The sequence below is a fragment of the Sphingomonas sp. DMC6 genome (genome assembly GCF_056314225.1).
On the sequence record NZ_JBQUYT010000001.1, the window covers coordinates 764,540 to 781,579 of the forward strand.

Here is a 17,040-nt window from a genome sequence, read left to right on the forward strand (position 1 = left end):
GCAGCGCGGGACGCGCCAAGAGGCAGGCTATGGCAACCCATCCGCTCGCCGTCCCGCATTTCCGTGCTTATTTCATTGCCCGCCTCGCCGCGACGCTGGGGCAGATGGCGATGGTGATCGTGATCGGCTGGCAGGTGTACGATCTGGCCCGCCATTCGATGAGCATCCGCGCCGCGTCGTTCCAGCTCGGCATGATCGGCGTGGCGCAGTTCCTGCCGCTGCTGTTCCTGTCGCTGTTCGCCGGCTGGGCAGCCGACCGTGTCGACCGGCGCTGGATTGCCCGCGGCGCACTGGCGCTGGAGGCCTTCTGCGCGCTGAGCCTCGCCTGGCTGACGTGGCGGCACACCATCACCCTGCCCCATCTGTTCGGCATTGCCGCATTGCTGGGCGTCGCACGCGCCTTTGCCAGCCCCGCGCTCGGCGCACTCGCCCCCAATCTGGTACCCAAGGCGATCCTGCCGACGGCCATCGCGCTCAGCTCACTCGCCTGGCAGGCCGGTACCGTGATAGGCCCGGCGCTGGGCGGCTACCTCTACGCCGCAGCCTCGTGGCTGGCCTATGCCGTGTCGGGCGGGCTGTTCCTGCTGTCGCTGCTGATGCTGTTCCTCATCGGCCCGATTCCGCGCAGCGCGATGAAGTTCACCGGCAGTCCCTGGGCGCAGATGGTCGACGGCCTCCATTATGTCCGTCGCAACCGGCTGGTGCTCGGCGCGATTTCGCTCGACCTCTTCGCGGTGCTGCTGGGCGGCGCGACGGCGATGCTGCCGGTCTATGCGCGCGACATTTTGCAAGTCGGCTCGGCCGGGCTGGGACATTTGCGCGCCGCTCCCGCGTTGGGTGCAGTGATGACCGCGCTGTTCTTCTCATGGCGCCCGCTCAAGACGCAGGTCGGCGTGAAGATGCTGCTGGCGGTCGCCGCTTTCGGCGTTGCCACCATCGTCTTCGGTGCCGCTGCGCCCGTGCTGGTGCCGATATTGGGTCCACGCGCCGTCGGCAGCGATTTCGCCCCCGCCGTGCTGATCTCGCTCGCCGCGCTGTTTGCACTGGGGGCCGCTGACATGGTTTCGGTCTATGTCCGCCAGTCGCTGATCCAGCTCTATACGCCCGATGCCATGCGCGGGCGTGTGGGCGCGGTTTCCACGCTTTTCATTTCCGGATCGAACGAACTGGGCGAGGCCGAATCGGGCTTCCTCGCCGCGCTGATCGGCCCGGTCGCCGCCGTGATCGGCGGCGGCATCGGCGCGGTCCTTGTCACGGCGCTGTGGGCCAAGCTATTTCCCGAACTCAAGCGGGCTCGTACCTTCGATCCTCCGGCCACACTCGAAATCCCTCCCAAGGAGATGCAGTCATGAAGGCCAACACGATCCTCGAGACGATCGGCAACACGCCGCACATCCGCATCAACAAGCTGTTTCCCGGCGCCGAAGTCTGGATCAAGTCCGAGCGCTCGAACCCCGGCGGGTCGATCAAGGACCGAATCGCGCTGGCGATGATCGAGGCGGCGGAGGCCGATGGCAGCCTGAAGCCCGGCGGCACGATCGTCGAGCCGACCAGCGGCAATACCGGTGTCGGCCTCGCGATGGTGGCGGCGGTCAAGGGCTACAAGCTGATCCTGGTGATGCCGGAGAGCATGTCAGTCGAACGCCGCCGGCTGATGCTCGCCTATGGCGCCACCTTCGATCTCACCCCCCGCGAAAAGGGCATGAAGGGCGCTATCGAACGCGCGCTGGAAATCGTCGAAACGACTCCGGGCGCGTGGATGCCGCAGCAGTTCGAAAACCCCGCGAACATCGATGTGCATGTCCGCACCACCGCGCAGGAAATCCTGAACGACTTCCGCGACTCGCCGATCGACGTGATCATCACCGGCGTCGGCACCGGCGGCCATATCACCGGCGTCGCCGAGGCGCTGAAGAAGGCATGGCCGAACCTGAAGGTGTTTGCCGTCGAGCCGGAGGCATCACCTGTCATTTCCGGCGGCCAGCCGGCACCGCACCCGATCCAGGGCATCGGCGCGGGCTTCGTGCCGAAGAATCTGCATACCGATGCGATCGACGGTGTCATCAAGGTCGATGCCGCCGTTGCCAAGGACATGGCGCGTCGTTCGGCCCGCGAAGAGGGGCTGCTGGTGGGCATTTCCTCCGGCGCGACGCTGGCGGCGATCCTGCAGAAGCTGCCCGACCTGCCCAACGGCACGCGTGTGCTCGGCTTCAACTACGACACCGGTGAGCGCTATCTGAGCGTGCCGGATTTCCTGCCGGAGAACTGATCGGCGCGCGGGGCGGTCCCCCCGGGCCGCCCTGCCGTCCCTCAGGCGTACACCGGCTGCGCTGGGCCTTGCGTGAACCCTTCCCGCCGCCAGCGGTTTCCACCGCTTCAGGCTTGGGATAAGGCCGGCCACCCGAGATCGAGACCGCGCAACCGCCCGTGACATCCGCTACCCCGAACCCTCCTGTTCCCGCGTGGCTGCGCGTCGTGCTCGGCGTGATTGCGCTTGCCGCGATCGTTGTGCCTGCGCTGCTGGTGATCAACGCGCCCCGGGTTGTGCCGAAACATCGTCGCCTCCCGGTCGCACTGCCCAACAGGGTGGTGCCGAAGGAGGAGCTGCCCTCCGTAGAGCCCGTCGCCATCGCCGACCTGTCGCCGGACGACGCACGCGCGTTCAACGAATCGATCCCCTTCTCCACGGCGCCCAATCCGGCGGCACGGCCCTTTCACCTCTATGGCGCGGCACTGAGCCAGGCGCGCGCGATCGACTGCCTTGCCGCCGCTGCCTATTACGAAGCGGGTGACGATGCGGTCGGGGAACGCGCCGTCGCGCAGGTCGTCGTCAACCGCACCCGCCACCCTGCCTTCCCCAAAACGATCTGCGGCGTGGTCTTTCAGGGATCGGAGCGCAGCACCGGCTGCCAGTTCACCTTCACCTGCGACGGCGCGCTGCTGCGCTATGCGCCGACACCCGCAGCCTGGGCGCGCGCGAGAGAGATCGCCCGTGCGGCGCTTTCCGGCACCGTCTATCGCCCGGTCGGCCATGCAACCCATTATCATACCGACTGGGTGGTGCCCTATTGGAGCGCCAGCCTCGACAAGATCGTCGCGGTTCACACCCATCTGTTCTTCCGCTGGGCCGGCTGGTGGGGCACGCCGCCCGCCTTCAATCGCGACTATATCGCCGACGAGCCGAACATTCCGCTGATGAGCCGCCTGTCGTCCGCGCATCAGGGCGACGGGAGCAGCGCAGCGCCCGCTGCGGGCCGCGACCTGATCGTCGACATGAATGCTGCCGTGGCGAGCATTCCCGCCAGTGCCGTGCCGCAGCCGGCGCCCGGCGCCCCGAACGTGTTTCTGGTCACCCTAGATCCGGACATGATCCCGGACCTCTATCCCGCGCTCGCGCTCCGGACCTGCGGCGAGCGGCGCTATTGCAAGTTCATGGCGTGGGAGGACGCCACGAAGAAGCCCGACCGCTTGCCCCCGACCGGTGACCAGGCGGGGGCCATGTCATTCAGCTATCTGCGCGACGCCGGCGCGGGCTATGCGAAGTCGCTGTGGAACTGCGACCAGTATCGCCGCCCAAGCCCGGCGCAATGCATGCGGCGCCAATATTATCCGCAACCGGCTGCAACGCCGACGCCAGTGGCCACGCCTTCCCCATCGCCTACGCCACAGCCCGGACCGGCATTGCTGGGGGGCGTTCGGCGCAAGTCGGATATGCCTGCGCCGGCGGCGAGCGCTACGCCCGCCAGCGAGTAGCGACACTCCCCTCCCTTTCCGGGAGGGGAGAAGTTAACACTGCCCTCTTACGCCGCCCGGAACATCTCCGGGTCGAGCGCCATCACCGCGGCGCTGCCCGCCTCGATCTTGCGGCGCAGGCCGCTCGCCTCGGGCAGGAAGTGTTCGGCATAGAAGCGCGCCGTCACCAGCTTGGCTTCGAGGAACTTCACGTCCTCGGCCCCGCCTTCCAGCGCCTCGGTGGCGGCCTTCGCCATGCGCAGCCACATCAGGCCCAGCGCCACCGTGCCGGTGAGCTGCATATAGGGATAGGCGCCCGCGCCGACGTCGTTGGGGTTCTTGAACCCGTTCGCTGCCAGCCACATCGTCGCGCCCTGAAGATGCCCCAGCGCCTTTTCCAGCGCCTCGGCAAAGTCCTTCAGCTTCTCGTGCCCCTTGGCCGCGCCGACTTCCTCGGTCACCACGCGGAAAAAGGCCTGGATCGCCCGGCCGCCGTTCAGCGCCAGCTTGCGGCCGACAAGGTCCATCGCCTGCACGCCGTTGGTGCCTTCATAGATCATCGCGATCCGGGCATCGCGGACATATTGCTCCATGCCCCATTCGGCGATGTAGCCATGGCCGCCATAGACTTGCTGGCAATCGGTCGCGACCTTGTAGCCGATATCGGTGCCGACGCCCTTGATCACCGGGGTCAGCAGCCCGATCAGGTCGCCGGCCAACTGGCGCTCCTCCTCGGTCGGCGCGGCGTGCTCCAGATCGACCTGCAGCGCGCCCCACAGGCACAGCGCGCGCAGGCCCTCGATCTGCGCCTTGGCCTCCATCAGCATGCGGCGGACATCGGGGTGGACGAACAACGTATCGGCCTTTTCGCCCGGCTCCTGCGGACCGGTCAGCGCGCGACCCTGGCGACGGTCACCGGCATATTGGACCGCGTTCTGCATCGCGACTTCGGCAATGCCCAGCCCCTGCAGGCCCACGCCGAGCCGCGCCGCGTTCATCATGATGAACATGGCGGCGAGGCCCTTCATCTCCTCGCCGACCAGCCAGCCCTTGGCGCCGTCATAGTTCATCACGCAGGTCGAATTGGCGTGGATGCCCATCTTGTGCTCGATCGAGCCGCACGACACCGCGTTGCGCTCGCCCAGCGAGCCGTCGTCGTTCACCAGGAACTTCGGCACCACGAACAGCGAAATGCCCTTGGTGCTGTCCGGCGCACCCGGCGTCTTGGCCAGCACCAGATGGATGATGTTGCTGGTCAGGTCGTGCTCGCCCGACGAAATGAAGATCTTGGTGCCGGTGATGCTGTACGACCCGTCGGCATTGGGTTCGGCCCGGGTCTTGATGAGGCCCAGGTCGGTGCCGCACTGCGGCTCGGTCAGGTTCATCGTGCCGCCCCATTCGCCGGAGACCATCTTCGGCACGTACTTGGCCTTCTGCTCGTCCGATCCCTTGACCAGCAGCGCGGCGATCGCGCCGTGCGTCAGGCCCGGATACATGGCGAAGGCCATGTTCGAGGAGATCATGAACTCCTCGAACGCAGTCGCCACGACGTGCGGCATGCCCTGCCCGCCAAATTCCTCCGGCGCGCTGAGCGTACCCCAGCCGCTTTCGACGAACTGCCGATACGCTTCCTTGAAACCCTCCGGCGTCGTCACGCTGCCATCGGCATGGCGGGTACAGCCCTGCTGGTCGCCGCTATGATTGATCGGGAACAGCACCTCGGCAACGAAGCGGCCGCCCTCGTCCAGCACCGCATCGACCACATCGGCGGTGGCGGCCTGAAAATGCGGGAGATTGGTATAGCGATCGAGCCCGATAACCCGATCGAGGATGAAGCGCGTGTCGCGCGAAGGCGGCGTGTATTGCGGCATTTCAGGGTTCCTCAGTGCTCGTTTTCTTTGCTTTTGATCAGGTCGACGAACTGGGCGAGCTCGGCGATATGCGCATCGATGTCGCGCTTCTGCGCTTCCAGATGACGGATGCGGTCCAGGCACCGCTCCAGCGTGACCTGCCGCTGCACCCGCCGGCCGTCGCCAAGATCATAGAGGTCGATCATCTCCTTGATCTCGGCCAGGCTGAAGCCGACGCGCTTGCCGCGCAGGATCCAGGCCAGCCGGGCGCGGTCGCGATGCGAATAGATTCGCTGGGTACCACGTCGCTCGGGGCCGATCAGCCCCTCGTCTTCATAGAAGCGCAGCGCGCGGGGCGTGACGCCGAACTCGGCGCAAAGGTCTGAAATCGAAAAGGAGTCGCGATCCGGTCGCGGTTCGATCGGCGCAAGGGCCTCAAGCGGAAAGGCAGCAGCGGTCATGCTGCAAATTTACTTTCCCTTTACGTGAACGTCAAGCACGTGCCGCTTATTTTGCGCCGGTCCTGAAGCTCCTGGCGCGTACGATATCGTCGTGAAGCAACGCCGCTCGGGTCTCCAGTTCGCGTTCTTCGGATGCACTCAGACCGTCGACAGCAAAGCTCGCCGCCAGTTCCGCAATTGCGCGACTCTCGCGCCGTAACTGCCGGGCGTCTCCGCGGGTCAATTGCCCCGCCGCGCGACCTTCGCCGATTTCCCGATCGGCCTTGGCGAGCGATGCCGGCAGGCTTCCCCTGATACCCGAATAGGGCTTGCCGATGGATTGCGGCGTGGGGCCGCTCCATATCTGGGCGGAAGCCGGGGTGGCGATGGCGCAACCCAGCAATACAGCTCCGACAAACAGACGCATGGCCCACTCCCTATTCTCGGCGGCAACCGCGATCCGGGACGTTGTAGCCCGCTCGACCGCCAGCTCCAAACAACCATCACCAAGGCTGCGCCAATGTCCGGCAGTCATTCGCGCCGTGCAAAATCCGCCCTCTATGGCTTCGTGCAATGTCCGGCTCGCCAACTTCCCCGATCGCTCTTACGTGAACTGCGGCAAAGTGCACGGCTGGTGCGTCCACGTGCACGAAAATGCTTCTTGTCGCAAATGGCCGCGAACGCCGTCGCGGAAAATATGACATTCTCACATTCGCAGATACACAAATTTAACATAGGTGAACTTACACGCAGAACACCGTCCAAATACCCAGATACAAGAGGGAAACGATGAATCAGGAAGCCCCCACGGCGCCTGCCAGACAAGCCGGTGTGCTGACTGCGGAAGACTGGCGCGGGCCAAGCACGCGCCGCACCCCTCGACCAGCAGCGGCGAAGCGGGCAAGCAAGGCCAATGACCGCTTCTTCCTGAACAGCAGCAAGGGCTCTTTCGGCGAGGAATGTGATCGCGCCCGCCAGGTTGTTGCCTTGGCAAGGGATGCCGTGGAGGAGGCCTTTTCAGACATTCGTTTTGGCCGCCGGCTGCGCACGATCGCGCTAAAGCCGATCGTCTCCGCGATCGCGGCTTCGGTCGAACGCAACCCCTTGGCCTTGCCCAGCGTCACGCGGATCAAGGAGCGCCACGAATACACCTACCTCCATTCAGTGTCGGTGTGCGGACTGATGATCGGGCTGGCGCAGGAGCTCGAACTCGAGCCCCGGCTGACCAGCGAGATCGGCCTGGCCGGCTTGCTGCACGATGTCGGCAAGGCGGCAATTCCGGTGGAGCTGCTCGACAAGCCGGGTCCGCTCGATCTGGACGAATATGCGCTGGTGCAGGAACATACGACTCGCGGCTATGAGCTGCTGCGCGCGTCGAGCATCGGTTCCGAAATCGCCCTGGACGTGTGCCTCCATCATCACGAGAAGATCGACGGCACCGGCTATCCCACCGGCATTTCCGCCGAAACGATGAGCATCTTTGCGCGGATGGGCGCGGTCTGCGACGTCTATGACGCCGTCACCTCGACCCGCTCGTACAAGAAGCGCTGGTCGCCGGGTCAGGCGATCGAATGGATGGGCAGCACGCAGGGCCATTTCGACCGCCGCGTGCTGCATGCCTTCCGGGGGATGCTGGGCGCTTTCCCGATCGGGTCGCTGGTCCGCCTGCAGAGCAATCGCCTGGCAGTTGTGCTCAATGCGCCGGTGGAGGATCCCTTCACGCCCGATGTCTGCATCTTCCTTTGCGGCGACAATCAGCGCGAATTGCCCCCACAGCGGATCAGCGTTCGCGACGACCCCATCCTTGGACTCGAAGCACCCGCCAACTGGCGACTGGCGGATTGGGACACGCGACGGGACGAACTGCTCGCAGCCTATGCGGACGAATGACACCCGGCTTCTGAATTGAACAAGCATCGGGCCGACCTGCCGGGGGAAGCAGGAAGCGCCTGATGCCCTCGCTTAATCGCCGCAGAGGCGCCGGCCGCGCGCATCGCGCATTGCCTGAGCCTCGGCAACCGAGTCTCCCAGCCGCACCACCTGCAAGCCGGTAAGCGACGCCCGCCCGCTGCAAAAGCGCGCACACCCCGCCGGAAGCGCGCCCGGAAAGGCGATATGCTCCCCGTCATAACGGGCATCGAAGCTGCACCCTTCGCCCGTACCCAGGCGGATGTGCAGCGCCTCTCCTGCCCGCGTTGCGGTGCCAGCAGCACTGCAGGCAATGCCCTCGCCATAATCGATCGCGATTCCGATCCGGTGCCCCTGCTCTGCCGGCACCAGACAGGCGCGGTCGGTGTCGCGGGCAAACACACCGGCAATCGCGCCGTCGGCGGGGTCATGGACCAGCCCCCGCGCCTTCGCCGCCTGCTCGAGATCGACCGAGGCTGCGGGCGAAGGCGCACGCCCACCGCCACCACAACCGGCCAGCGCCAGCAGCAGCATCGCCGCCAGCGCCCGTCTCATGCGTCGCGCACCAGCTTTCCGTCCTCTATGCGGCGATAGAAGCAGCTCGGCGCGCCGGTGTGGCAGGCCGGCCCTTCCGGCTCGACGCGCAGCCACACGGCATCCTGATCGCAATCGATCCGCGCCTCGACCAGCTTCAGGAAATGGCCCGAAGTCTCGCCCTTGGTCCACAACCGCCCCCGGCTGCGCGACCAGAAAGTCGCCTTGCCGGTCTCCAGCGTCACCGCCAGCGCCTGCGCGTTCATATGTGCGAGCATCAGCACCTCGCCGGTGGCGGCGTGGGTGGCAACGGCGGTGATCAGGCCGTTGGCGTCATATTTGGGGTCGAGCGTGGCGCCCGTTTCGCGGTTATCGGTCACGGAAGCGCTGTAGCGCGGGATGGCGCATGCGTCACGAGTGACGATGATCGACCGGCACCACAAAGACAGCGAGCCTGTCGCCACTTCCCGACCAGACATGGTGCGCATGCGTACCTGTCGCCACTACGCAGCCACATGTCTTGTCTGGTCAGGAATGTTCACTATATGTTCTAATTCGTGCCACGTTGGAAAACGCGCCGCTCTTTGTATCGTGAACCCATCCGAAAAGGCTGCCGCACACGCGCGCCGGCAGACACGCGCACGCTCACGGACACAGTTATACCGAGTTGCGTTGATAAGAACCCATCGCTGCTTCACAAAGCGTCACCCCGGCGAACGCCGGGGTCCATTGGGGTCTCGCTATCGCCTCTTGCTGAGAAGGAGAGGCGAATGGATCCCGGCTTCCGCCGGGATGACGGAGGGAAGCGGGATGAGTCTCCACCCATGCACCTTGGTATTAGCCGCCACACGGATGGCGCCCGGTAGGCCGGCGCAAGCTCGCATTTCCCGCTGGATCGCTGTCCGGTTTTTGCTCCCCAGCGTTCGCCGCGGTGACGGCTTGGTGCTGAGGACAGGGATGCGCGGAGGAAGCCGCATTGACGCAACCGAGCCTAAACTTCCTAAACTTCGGGAGGCGAGCCGATCGCGCGTGGGCCTAAACTTCCTAAACTTCGGGAAGCGGGCCGATCGCGCGTGGGCCTAAACTTCCTAAACTTTACCCGGCCATCGGGCGCCCTGTCCCTTGCAGATCAGGACGATGGGGCATCGCCCGGCAACACCCGCCTTCAATGCTCCCGGATCGCCTTCACCAGTTCGTCCTTGTCCATCCTCGACCGCCCGTCGATGCCAATCTGCTTGGCCTCTTCGTAGAGCTCGGCCTTGCTACGGTCTTCCAGCCGACCGCCGCCCGAATCGAGCGAACCGTTCGCCCGGGCATTTGCAATGCGCGCCGCCTTTTCTGTCGAAGCGCCTTCATCGCGCAGCTTCTCGTAGAGGCTGTCATCCTTGATCTGGGAACCATGATCGCGGGCCATGCGCCGTCTCCTTTCCCCGCTATCAACAGAGGAAATCGGTAAACGCTCCTTTTCCGTGTGACAGACCGGAGACAAACCGGGACGAAGCGCCTATATGGCCCGCAACAGTCGCTGATCCCCCCGAGGGCAAATGCTTACCACACACCCGTTCGATGACGACAAGCTGCGCGAAGAGTGCGGCATTTTCGGTGTTTCCAATGGCGAAGGCGCCGCTGCGCTGGTCGCGCTCGGGCTGCACGCGCTGCAGCACCGCGGCCAGGAAGCCGCCGGCATTACCAGTTGGGACGGCAACCAGTTCCACACCCACCGCGCAATGGGCCATGTCGCCGGCAATTTCGACCGCGACGATGTCATCCGCGCGCTGCCGGGCACCACTGCCTGTGGCCATGTCCGCTATTCGACGACAGGCGAGACTGCGATCCGCAATGTCCAGCCGCTTTATGCCGAGCTGGCCAGCGGCGGCTTTGCCGTTGCGCATAACGGCAATATTTCCAATGCGATGCGGCTGCGGCGCGACCTCGTCCGGCGCGGTGCGATCTTCCAGTCGACCTCGGACACCGAGGTGATCATCCACCTCGTCGCCACTTCGCAATATCGCACGCTGATCGATCGCTTCATCGATGCGCTCAAGCAGGTCGAAGGCGCCTATTCGCTGATCGTGATGACGCCGGAGGGCATGATCACCTGCCGCGATCCGCTCGGCATCCGCCCGCTGGTGATGGGCAAGCTGGGCGATGCGGTGATCTTCGCCTCGGAAACCGTCGCGCTCGACGTGGTCGGCGCCGACTATGTCCGCGATGTCGAACCGGGCGAACTGGTCATCGTGAAGGCCAATGGCGAGCTTTCGAGCCACAAGCCGTTCGCGCCGCAGGCGGCCCGCCCCTGCATCTTTGAATATGTCTATTTCTCGCGCCCTGATTCGATCAGCGACGGTCGCTCGGTCTATTCGGTGCGCAAGGCGATCGGCGCGCAGCTGGCGATCGAATCGCCGGTCGAGGCCGACCTGGTCGTGCCGGTGCCCGATTCCGGCGTACCGGCGGCGATCGGCTATGCCCAGCAGTCGGGCATTCCGTTCGAGCTGGGCATCATCCGCTCGCACTATGTCGGCCGCACCTTCATCCAACCGGGCGACAAGGTCCGCCACCTTGGCGTGAAGCTGAAGCACAATGCCAATCGCGACCTGATCGCAGGCAAGCGCATCGTGCTGATCGACGACTCGATCGTGCGCGGCACCACCAGCCTCAAGATCGTGCAGATGATGCACGAGGCGGGCGCCAAGGAAGTGCATATGCGCATCGCGTCGCCGCCGACCCGGCACAGCTGCTTCTACGGCGTCGACACGCCCGAGCGCGCAAAGCTGCTGGCGGCGAAGATGGACGTGGGCGGCATGACCGACTTCATCCATGCCGACAGCCTGGCCTTCATCTCGATAGACGGCCTGTACAAGGCGCTGGGCGAGGCGCGCCGCGCGGATATTCATCCGAAGTACTGCGACGCCTGCTTCACCGGCGACTATCCGACGACGCTGACAGACCAGGACGAACTGGCGCCGCCGCCGGACCAGCTGGCGCTGCTGGCCGAAAAGGTCGGCTGAACTTCCTTTCGCCAACGGAGATTGCATGACGGAGCGCCCGCTTTCCGGACAGACTGCCCTTGTCACCGGCGCCAGCCGCGGCATCGGCGCGGCGACCGCCGCTGCTTTGGGGGCGGCGGGCGCGCATGTCATCCTCACCGCCCGCACCGCAGGCGGGCTGGAGGAAGTCGAGGAAGCGATCTTCGAAGCCGGTGGCAGCGCGACGATCGCGCCGCTGGACCTTGCCGAGAATGACGCCATCGCCCGACTGGCCGGTGCGATCGGGGAGCGGTGGCCGGCAATCGACATGCTGGTGCTCAACGCGGCGTCGCTGGGTACATTGAGCGCCGTTAGCGCGATAGACTTTCAGGAATTCGCCAAGGTGCTGACGCTCAACGTCACGGCGCAGGCGGCCCTGCTCGCAGCCTTCGATCCGCTGCTCCGCCAGGCGCCTGCGGCCCGCGTGCTCGGGATCAGCTCCAGCGTCGCACGGACGCCGCGCGCCTATTGGGGCGTCTATGGCGCGTCCAAGGCGGCGTTCGAGAATCTGGTGCTGACCTATGGCGAGGAAGTCGAAAATATCAGCCGCGTCCGTGTCGGCATTCTCGATCCCGGCGCCACCCGCACCAAGATGCGCGCCCGCGCCTTTCCGGGCGAAGACCCTGCCAGCGTGAAGGCCCCGGAAGCCGTCGCCGCACGGATAACCGCGCTGATGGCCGAAGGCTTCACCCACGGCCATTTTGAGCGGGTCGGCTAAGCTACTTCGCTGCGGCGGCAGTCAGTAGCCGGTCGAGAAACGCTTCCCGCGCCTTGCCCAGTTCCGGGTCGGTGGCCTTGGGCCAGGCGCTGGAAATGGCGATAACGGTGCGGGTCTTCGGGTCTACCCGGATCGCCTGCCCGAAAATGCCGACAGCCCCGAACCGCCCCTGCGGATAGGTCCACCACTGGTAGCCATAGCCATAGCCGGGCCTGCCGATTTCGGCATGGACGCGGGTCGCCTCGGCGAACCAGCCATCGGGGACTACGCCCTTGCCGCCGGCCAGCGCGAACATCCCCATTCGCGCATAGTCGCGCAGGCTGACCGACAGGCAGCAGCCGCTTACCTCGTGCCCCGCCGGATCGACCATCCAGAACGCATCGCGTTCCATGCCCCAGGGCTGCCACACCTTCTCGCTGAGATAGGTCGCGAGCGGCTTGCCGGTCGCGCGCTGCACCAGCACGCCGATCAGATTGGTCTCGCCGGTCTTGTACACCCATTTCGTACCTGGCGTGCTCTCACGCGGCAGATTATTCATGTACCAGATGGTCGGATCCCGTCCCGCCGGGACCGGCTCCAGAAACATCCGCGCCACATCGGACTTGGGATCGGTATAATCCTCGTTCCAGCGCACGCCCGAAGTCATGGTGAGCAGCTGGCGGATCGTCACCCCGTCATAGCCGCTGCCGGCCAGATCGGGGATGTATTTGGTCACCGGCTCTTCGACGGACTTGATATAGCCTTCGCGGATCGCTGCGCCGACCAGCGTCGAGGTGAAGGACTTGGCGACCGAAAAACTCGTCCAGCGTCCATCGGCGGAATAGCCACGGGCATAGTGCTCCAGACGAATCTTGCCGTCCTGCACCACGATCAGCCCGGCGACATTGTTCGCCGCGATATAGGAATCGACCTCTGCCGCCGGCACCGGCAACGGCTTGCCCGCCGGTAACGGGCGGACTGTACCACCGGCCTTCACGACATGACCCGGGAACAGCTTTTCCATGTGCGGGAAGTTGGCGTCGCGCTGGGCCTGGCTCCAGAACAACACCTCGGCGCCGATCTTGCGCAGTCCCGCCGTGTCATTCGCAGCCAGCGGCACGTCAGGTGAAACAACAGCCTGCGCAGCTGCAGGGGCGCTCGCAAGCAAGGCGAGCAAAAGACACCATTTCTTGGCCATCACTTCCCCTCTTTGACCAGCGTCATTTGTATGACGTCTATTCCGCCACCGCGGAATCCGCCTTCGCAGTACATCAGATAATAGCGCCAGAGGCGAAGGAAACGATCATCGAATTGGGAGGGCAGCAGCCCGGCAGCAGCCGCGGCGTCGAACCGTTCGCGCCACAACCGCAGCGTTTCGGCATAATCCAGCCCGAAATGGACCTGATCCTGCCAGCGCAGCCCCTCGCGGGCCGTCAGCGCGCGGAACGCGCTTTCGCGCAGCAACATGCCGCCCGGGAAGATATAGGTCTGGATGAAGTCGACATTGTTTGCATAGCCGTCGAACAGCGCATCGTCGAAGGTGATGATCTGGAGCGCAGCCCTGCCGCCCGGCTTCAGTGCACGGGCAATGGCGGCGGCATACGCGGGCCAATATTCGCGCCCCACCGCCTCAGCCATCTCGATGCTGGCGACCGCGTCATAGGTGCCCACCACGTCACGATAATCGGTCAGCGAGAAAGTCGCCCCCTCCATGCCAACCGTGCGACGCTCTGCCCATGCCTTTTGCTCGGTCGAAAGCGTGATGCCGTGCACCCGCCGCCCGCCCCGCAGGGCGATTTCGGCGAAGGGGCCCCAGCCGCAACCGATCTCGAGAATGGTGTCGCCCGGCCCGGTCGCTGTCCGGTCTAGGATCGCCTGCAACTTGTTGGCCTGCGCCGCCTCCAGCGTCTCGGCCGCGTCGCGAAACAGGGCACTGGAATAGCTCATCGAGGGATCGAGCCAGGGTGCGTAGAAGTCGTTCCCCAGATCATAATGGAAGGCGATATTCTTGCGCGATCCGCTGCGATGGTTGCGCCGCATCCAGTGCAGCAGCCGCTTCGCCGCAAGCGCCAGCCCCCGCGACCGCGCTTGCGCCGCCAGCCCGGCACGGTTGCGACCGAACAGCGCGAAAAGCTGCACCGGATCGGGGCTGGCCCACTCGCCTTTCTCCCACGCCTCGTACCACCCGGCCGAGCCGCCCGTCGCCAGCCGCACCAACGCCCGCCAACTCTGCAGATCGACCACTGCGGCAGGCCCCGGCGCCCGTCCGCCGAGCAGGCGGGTGCTGCCATCCGGGGTCCGCACTTCCAGCTGCCCTTCGGCGATACCCCGGTCCAGCCCGTCGAGCTGGCGGTGGAAGAAGCCGCCGAACAGGCCGAGCAGGCCCTTGCCGGCGGGTTCGGCGACTCGTGCGCCATCCTGGGCGGGAGCGTTCATGCCCCCGCTAAATGCACGCAATCCCGGATCGGGCAACCCCTCAGGCCAGCGCGCGCCCGGCAACCAGTGCCCGCTCGCGGCCCTCCCGGTGACCGATCCGCTTGGCCGGATAGCCCGCCGGGCGGCACCCGGCCGCCTCCGGATCATGGATCGCATCGTCCGGCAGATGCGCCAGTTCCGGCACCCAGCGGCGAATATAGTCGGCGGCGTCGAACTTCTCGGATTGCACCAGCGGCGCCATCACTCGGCTCCACTGGCTCGCATCGACACCCGTGCCGGATACCCACTGCCAGTTGACGGCGTTGTTACCATAATCGGCATCGACCAGCGTATCCCAGAACCAGCGCTCGCCCTCGCGCCAGTCGATCAGCAGGTGCTTCACCAGAAAGCTCGCCGCGATCATCCGCACCCGATTGTGCATCCAGCCGCTCGCCCAGAGCTGGCGCATCCCGGCGTCGACAATCGGATAGCCGGTCTCACCCCGCTGCCAGGCGCGCAGATCGTCCCTCGCCTCCGGTCCACACCGCCACGCCATTCCGTCCCAGGCGTCGCGGCCGTTCCGCCCGCCATAATCGGGGAACTGGCAGATCAGGTTCTGGGCGAAATCTCGCCAGCCCAGTTCGCGCAGAAATTCCTCCGCCTGCCCGCCCGCGCCGGCAACGCCATGCCATACCTGCGCCGGCGACAGCTCGCCGAAATGGAGGTGCGGCGACAGGCGCGAACTTCCGTCGATCGACGGAAGGTTGCGCGTGTCGTCATAGCGCGCGGCGTGGCGGCGAAAGGCGTCGAGCCGGGCCTGCGCCCCCTCTTCCCCGGGCTCCCATTCCGCCCGCAGGCCGCCCGCCCAGTCGGGCGAACGGGGCAGCAGCCCCCAATCCTCCAGCGCATCGCTCTTCGGCCAGTGCGCGGGCGGTGGGATGATGCGCGGTGCGGGGGCCGGTGCCGCCGGTGGCAAGGAACCGCGCAACGCCTTCCAGAAGGGGGTGAAGACCCGGTAGGGCGTGCCGCTGCCCGATCGCACACTGCCCGGCGGCATCAGGTAATTGCCGTCATGGGCGACCAGATCCAGCCGCTTCGCCACGGCCCGCTCGGCATTGCGCCACCAGGGCTCGTAATGGCGGAGGCAATGCACACGGGTCGCCCCCGTTTCCTCCGCCAGCGCGGCAAGTGCGACATCCGAAGACCCCCGCCGCAGCACCAGCCGTGAGCCCTTTTCGCGCAGCCGGTCGTCCAGCGCCTCCAGACTGTGGTGCAGCCACCAGCGCGACGCGGCGCCCATTGCCCGGTGCTTCGCCGTTTCGTCGTCGAGAACATAGACCGGGATCACCGGCCCTTCCGCCGCTGCCGCGATCAGGGCCTGCTGGTCGGCCAGGCGCAAATCGCGACGAAACCAGAGCAGAACGGGTGCAGCCATGCGATCAGAAACGCATCGGCGACCCACGCCGCCACCTGTACGCTGGGACAGGTCAGGCGGGCGAGGAAAAGCGCGCCACCTCGCGCCCCAGCGCCAGAATCGAGGCGAGGTGACGACGCGATACCTCCATCGCATCTTCGCCATAGCCGCCGCCCAGCGCGCTGGCGAAGGGAATGCCCCGGCTGCGCAGCGTGCGGGCGATCCAGCGGTCACGCGCCTCCAGCCCCTCCCCGCTCAGCGCCAGCCGCCCCAGCCGGTCGCCCCCGAACGGATCGACGCCGGCCTGATATAGCACCAGATCGGGTGCGAATTGGTCGAGCAGCGGGACCAGACTCTCCTCCAGCGCGGCGAGATAGTCGTCATCGCCGGTGCCGTCGGGCAGGCCTACATCCAGCGTCGAGCGTGCCTTGCGCACCGGGAAGTTCTTTTCGGCATGGATGGAATAGGTCGCGATCTCCGGCCGGCCGGCGGTCAGCGCGGCCGTGCCATCCCCCTGATGCACATCGCAATCGACGATCAGCACGCGCGATACATCGCCTTCCTCCACCAGCCGCACTGCCGTGATCGCCAGATCGTTGAACACGCAATAGCCGGCGCCGGTATCGGCCAGCGCATGGTGGCTGCCGCCCGCACTGTTCGCCGCATAGCCGTGCCGCAACGCCAGTTGCGCCGCCAGCCAGGTGCCGCCGGGCACATAGCTGGCCCGCAGCGCCACTTCCGGCGTCACCGGAAAGCCGATCCGCCGTGTCTTTTCCGGCGGCACCCGCGCCTCGATCACTTCGGCGACATAATCGGGGTCGTGCACCGCCTCGATCCAGTGCCGGGGCATCGGATCGGGTTCGTGCCAGGCGATGGCACCCGCCTGTTCGCGGAGCAGGTCGCGGACCAGCCCGTTCTTGTTCCACTGATAGGTGCTGCGCGCGGGTGCCGGGGCGACATAGCTGGGGTGGTGGACGACGGGGATCACGCCCCCAAGCTAGGGCGGTCCACGTCCGCGATAAAG

16 protein-coding genes are annotated in these 17,040 nt (G+C 65.9%); 6 read left to right on the forward strand and 10 right to left on the reverse strand.

The features are described 5' to 3' along the window. Window positions 1-29: 29 nt before the first annotated feature. From ACT53M_RS03415 to ACT53M_RS03425, 3 genes are all read left to right on the forward strand, one after another. The gene (locus tag ACT53M_RS03415; RefSeq protein ID WP_476231472.1) at window positions 30-1,352 is read left to right on the forward strand and encodes an MFS transporter; all 1,323 of its coding nucleotides are present in this window, start codon (window positions 30-32) and stop codon (window positions 1,350-1,352) included. Next, the gene (gene cysK / locus ACT53M_RS03420; protein ID WP_476231473.1) at window positions 1,349-2,269 is read left to right on the forward strand and encodes a cysteine synthase A; all 921 of its coding nucleotides are present in this window, start codon (window positions 1,349-1,351) and stop codon (window positions 2,267-2,269) included. Before ACT53M_RS03415 ends, cysK begins: the two co-directional genes overlap by 4 nt. Before the next feature lie 158 nt (window positions 2,270-2,427). After that, the gene (locus ACT53M_RS03425) at window positions 2,428-3,753 is read left to right on the forward strand and encodes a cell wall hydrolase (RefSeq protein WP_476231474.1); all 1,326 of its coding nucleotides are present in this window, start codon (window positions 2,428-2,430) and stop codon (window positions 3,751-3,753) included. A 47-nt stretch (window positions 3,754-3,800) separates the two neighbouring features. Here ACT53M_RS03425 and ACT53M_RS03430 read toward each other — a convergent pair whose 3' ends face one another. From ACT53M_RS03430 to ACT53M_RS03440, 3 genes are read right to left on the reverse strand one after another with little or no spacing between them, the layout of a single operon-like run. After that, window positions 3,801-5,603, reverse strand: coding sequence for an acyl-CoA dehydrogenase C-terminal domain-containing protein (locus ACT53M_RS03430; protein ID WP_476231475.1), 1,803 nt, complete (start codon window positions 5,601-5,603; stop codon window positions 3,801-3,803). An 11-nt stretch (window positions 5,604-5,614) separates the two neighbouring features. Beyond that, complete coding sequence (locus ACT53M_RS03435) at window positions 5,615-6,043, reverse strand: MerR family transcriptional regulator (protein ID WP_476228046.1); 429 nt, start codon at window positions 6,041-6,043, stop codon at window positions 5,615-5,617. 46 nt (window positions 6,044-6,089) lie between these two features. Next, window positions 6,090-6,449, reverse strand: a complete 360-nt coding sequence (locus ACT53M_RS03440; RefSeq protein WP_476231476.1) for a hypothetical protein — start codon at window positions 6,447-6,449, stop codon at window positions 6,090-6,092. A gap of 362 nt (window positions 6,450-6,811) precedes the next feature. Between ACT53M_RS03440 and ACT53M_RS03445 the strand changes: the two genes are divergently transcribed. After that, on the forward strand, window positions 6,812-7,912 hold the full coding sequence (locus ACT53M_RS03445) for an HD-GYP domain-containing protein (RefSeq protein ID WP_476231477.1): 1,101 nt from the start codon (window positions 6,812-6,814) through the stop codon (window positions 7,910-7,912). A 72-nt stretch (window positions 7,913-7,984) separates the two neighbouring features. Here ACT53M_RS03445 and ACT53M_RS03450 read toward each other — a convergent pair whose 3' ends face one another. The 3 genes from ACT53M_RS03450 to ACT53M_RS03460 form a co-directional block, all read right to left on the reverse strand. Then, on the reverse strand, window positions 7,985-8,485 hold the full coding sequence (locus ACT53M_RS03450; RefSeq protein WP_476231478.1) for a hypothetical protein: 501 nt from the start codon (window positions 8,483-8,485) through the stop codon (window positions 7,985-7,987). Continuing rightward, on the reverse strand, window positions 8,482-8,844 hold the full coding sequence (gene hisI / locus ACT53M_RS03455; protein ID WP_476231588.1) for a phosphoribosyl-AMP cyclohydrolase: 363 nt from the start codon (window positions 8,842-8,844) through the stop codon (window positions 8,482-8,484). The genes ACT53M_RS03450 and hisI overlap by 4 nt, the downstream gene beginning before the upstream one ends. Before the next feature lie 785 nt (window positions 8,845-9,629). Continuing rightward, entirely contained in the window at window positions 9,630-9,878 is a 249-nt protein-coding gene (locus ACT53M_RS03460; protein WP_476231479.1) for a DUF7218 family protein, read from the reverse strand. A gap of 130 nt (window positions 9,879-10,008) precedes the next feature. On the opposite strand from ACT53M_RS03460, the gene purF reads away from it, so the two are divergent. After that, complete coding sequence (gene purF, locus ACT53M_RS03465; protein ID WP_476231480.1) at window positions 10,009-11,472, forward strand: amidophosphoribosyltransferase; 1,464 nt, start codon at window positions 10,009-10,011, stop codon at window positions 11,470-11,472. Between the two features lie 25 nt (window positions 11,473-11,497). Continuing rightward, on the forward strand, window positions 11,498-12,208 hold the full coding sequence (locus ACT53M_RS03470; RefSeq protein ID WP_476231481.1) for an SDR family NAD(P)-dependent oxidoreductase: 711 nt from the start codon (window positions 11,498-11,500) through the stop codon (window positions 12,206-12,208). 1 nt (window position 12,209) lies between these two features. On the opposite strand, the gene ACT53M_RS03475 is transcribed toward ACT53M_RS03470, so the two are convergent. The 4 genes from ACT53M_RS03475 to ACT53M_RS03490 are packed head-to-tail and all read right to left on the reverse strand — an operon-like array spanning window position 12,210 to window position 17,004. Further along, on the reverse strand, window positions 12,210-13,385 hold the full coding sequence (locus ACT53M_RS03475) for a serine hydrolase domain-containing protein (protein WP_476231482.1): 1,176 nt from the start codon (window positions 13,383-13,385) through the stop codon (window positions 12,210-12,212). Then, window positions 13,385-14,623 carry a class I SAM-dependent methyltransferase gene (locus tag ACT53M_RS03480; RefSeq protein WP_476231483.1) on the reverse strand — a complete coding sequence of 413 codons (1,239 nt, stop codon included), beginning with the start codon at window positions 14,621-14,623 and terminating at the stop codon, window positions 13,385-13,387. The genes ACT53M_RS03475 and ACT53M_RS03480 overlap by 1 nt, the downstream gene beginning before the upstream one ends. Window positions 14,624-14,663: 40 nt before the next feature. Continuing rightward, entirely contained in the window at window positions 14,664-16,037 is a 1,374-nt protein-coding gene (locus ACT53M_RS03485) for a cryptochrome/photolyase family protein (RefSeq protein ID WP_476231484.1), read from the reverse strand. A gap of 52 nt (window positions 16,038-16,089) precedes the next feature. Continuing rightward, window positions 16,090-17,004: a histone deacetylase family protein gene (locus tag ACT53M_RS03490; protein WP_476231485.1), complete on the reverse strand. Its 915-nt coding sequence runs from the start codon at window positions 17,002-17,004 to the stop codon at window positions 16,090-16,092. Window positions 17,005-17,040 lie beyond the last annotated feature (36 nt).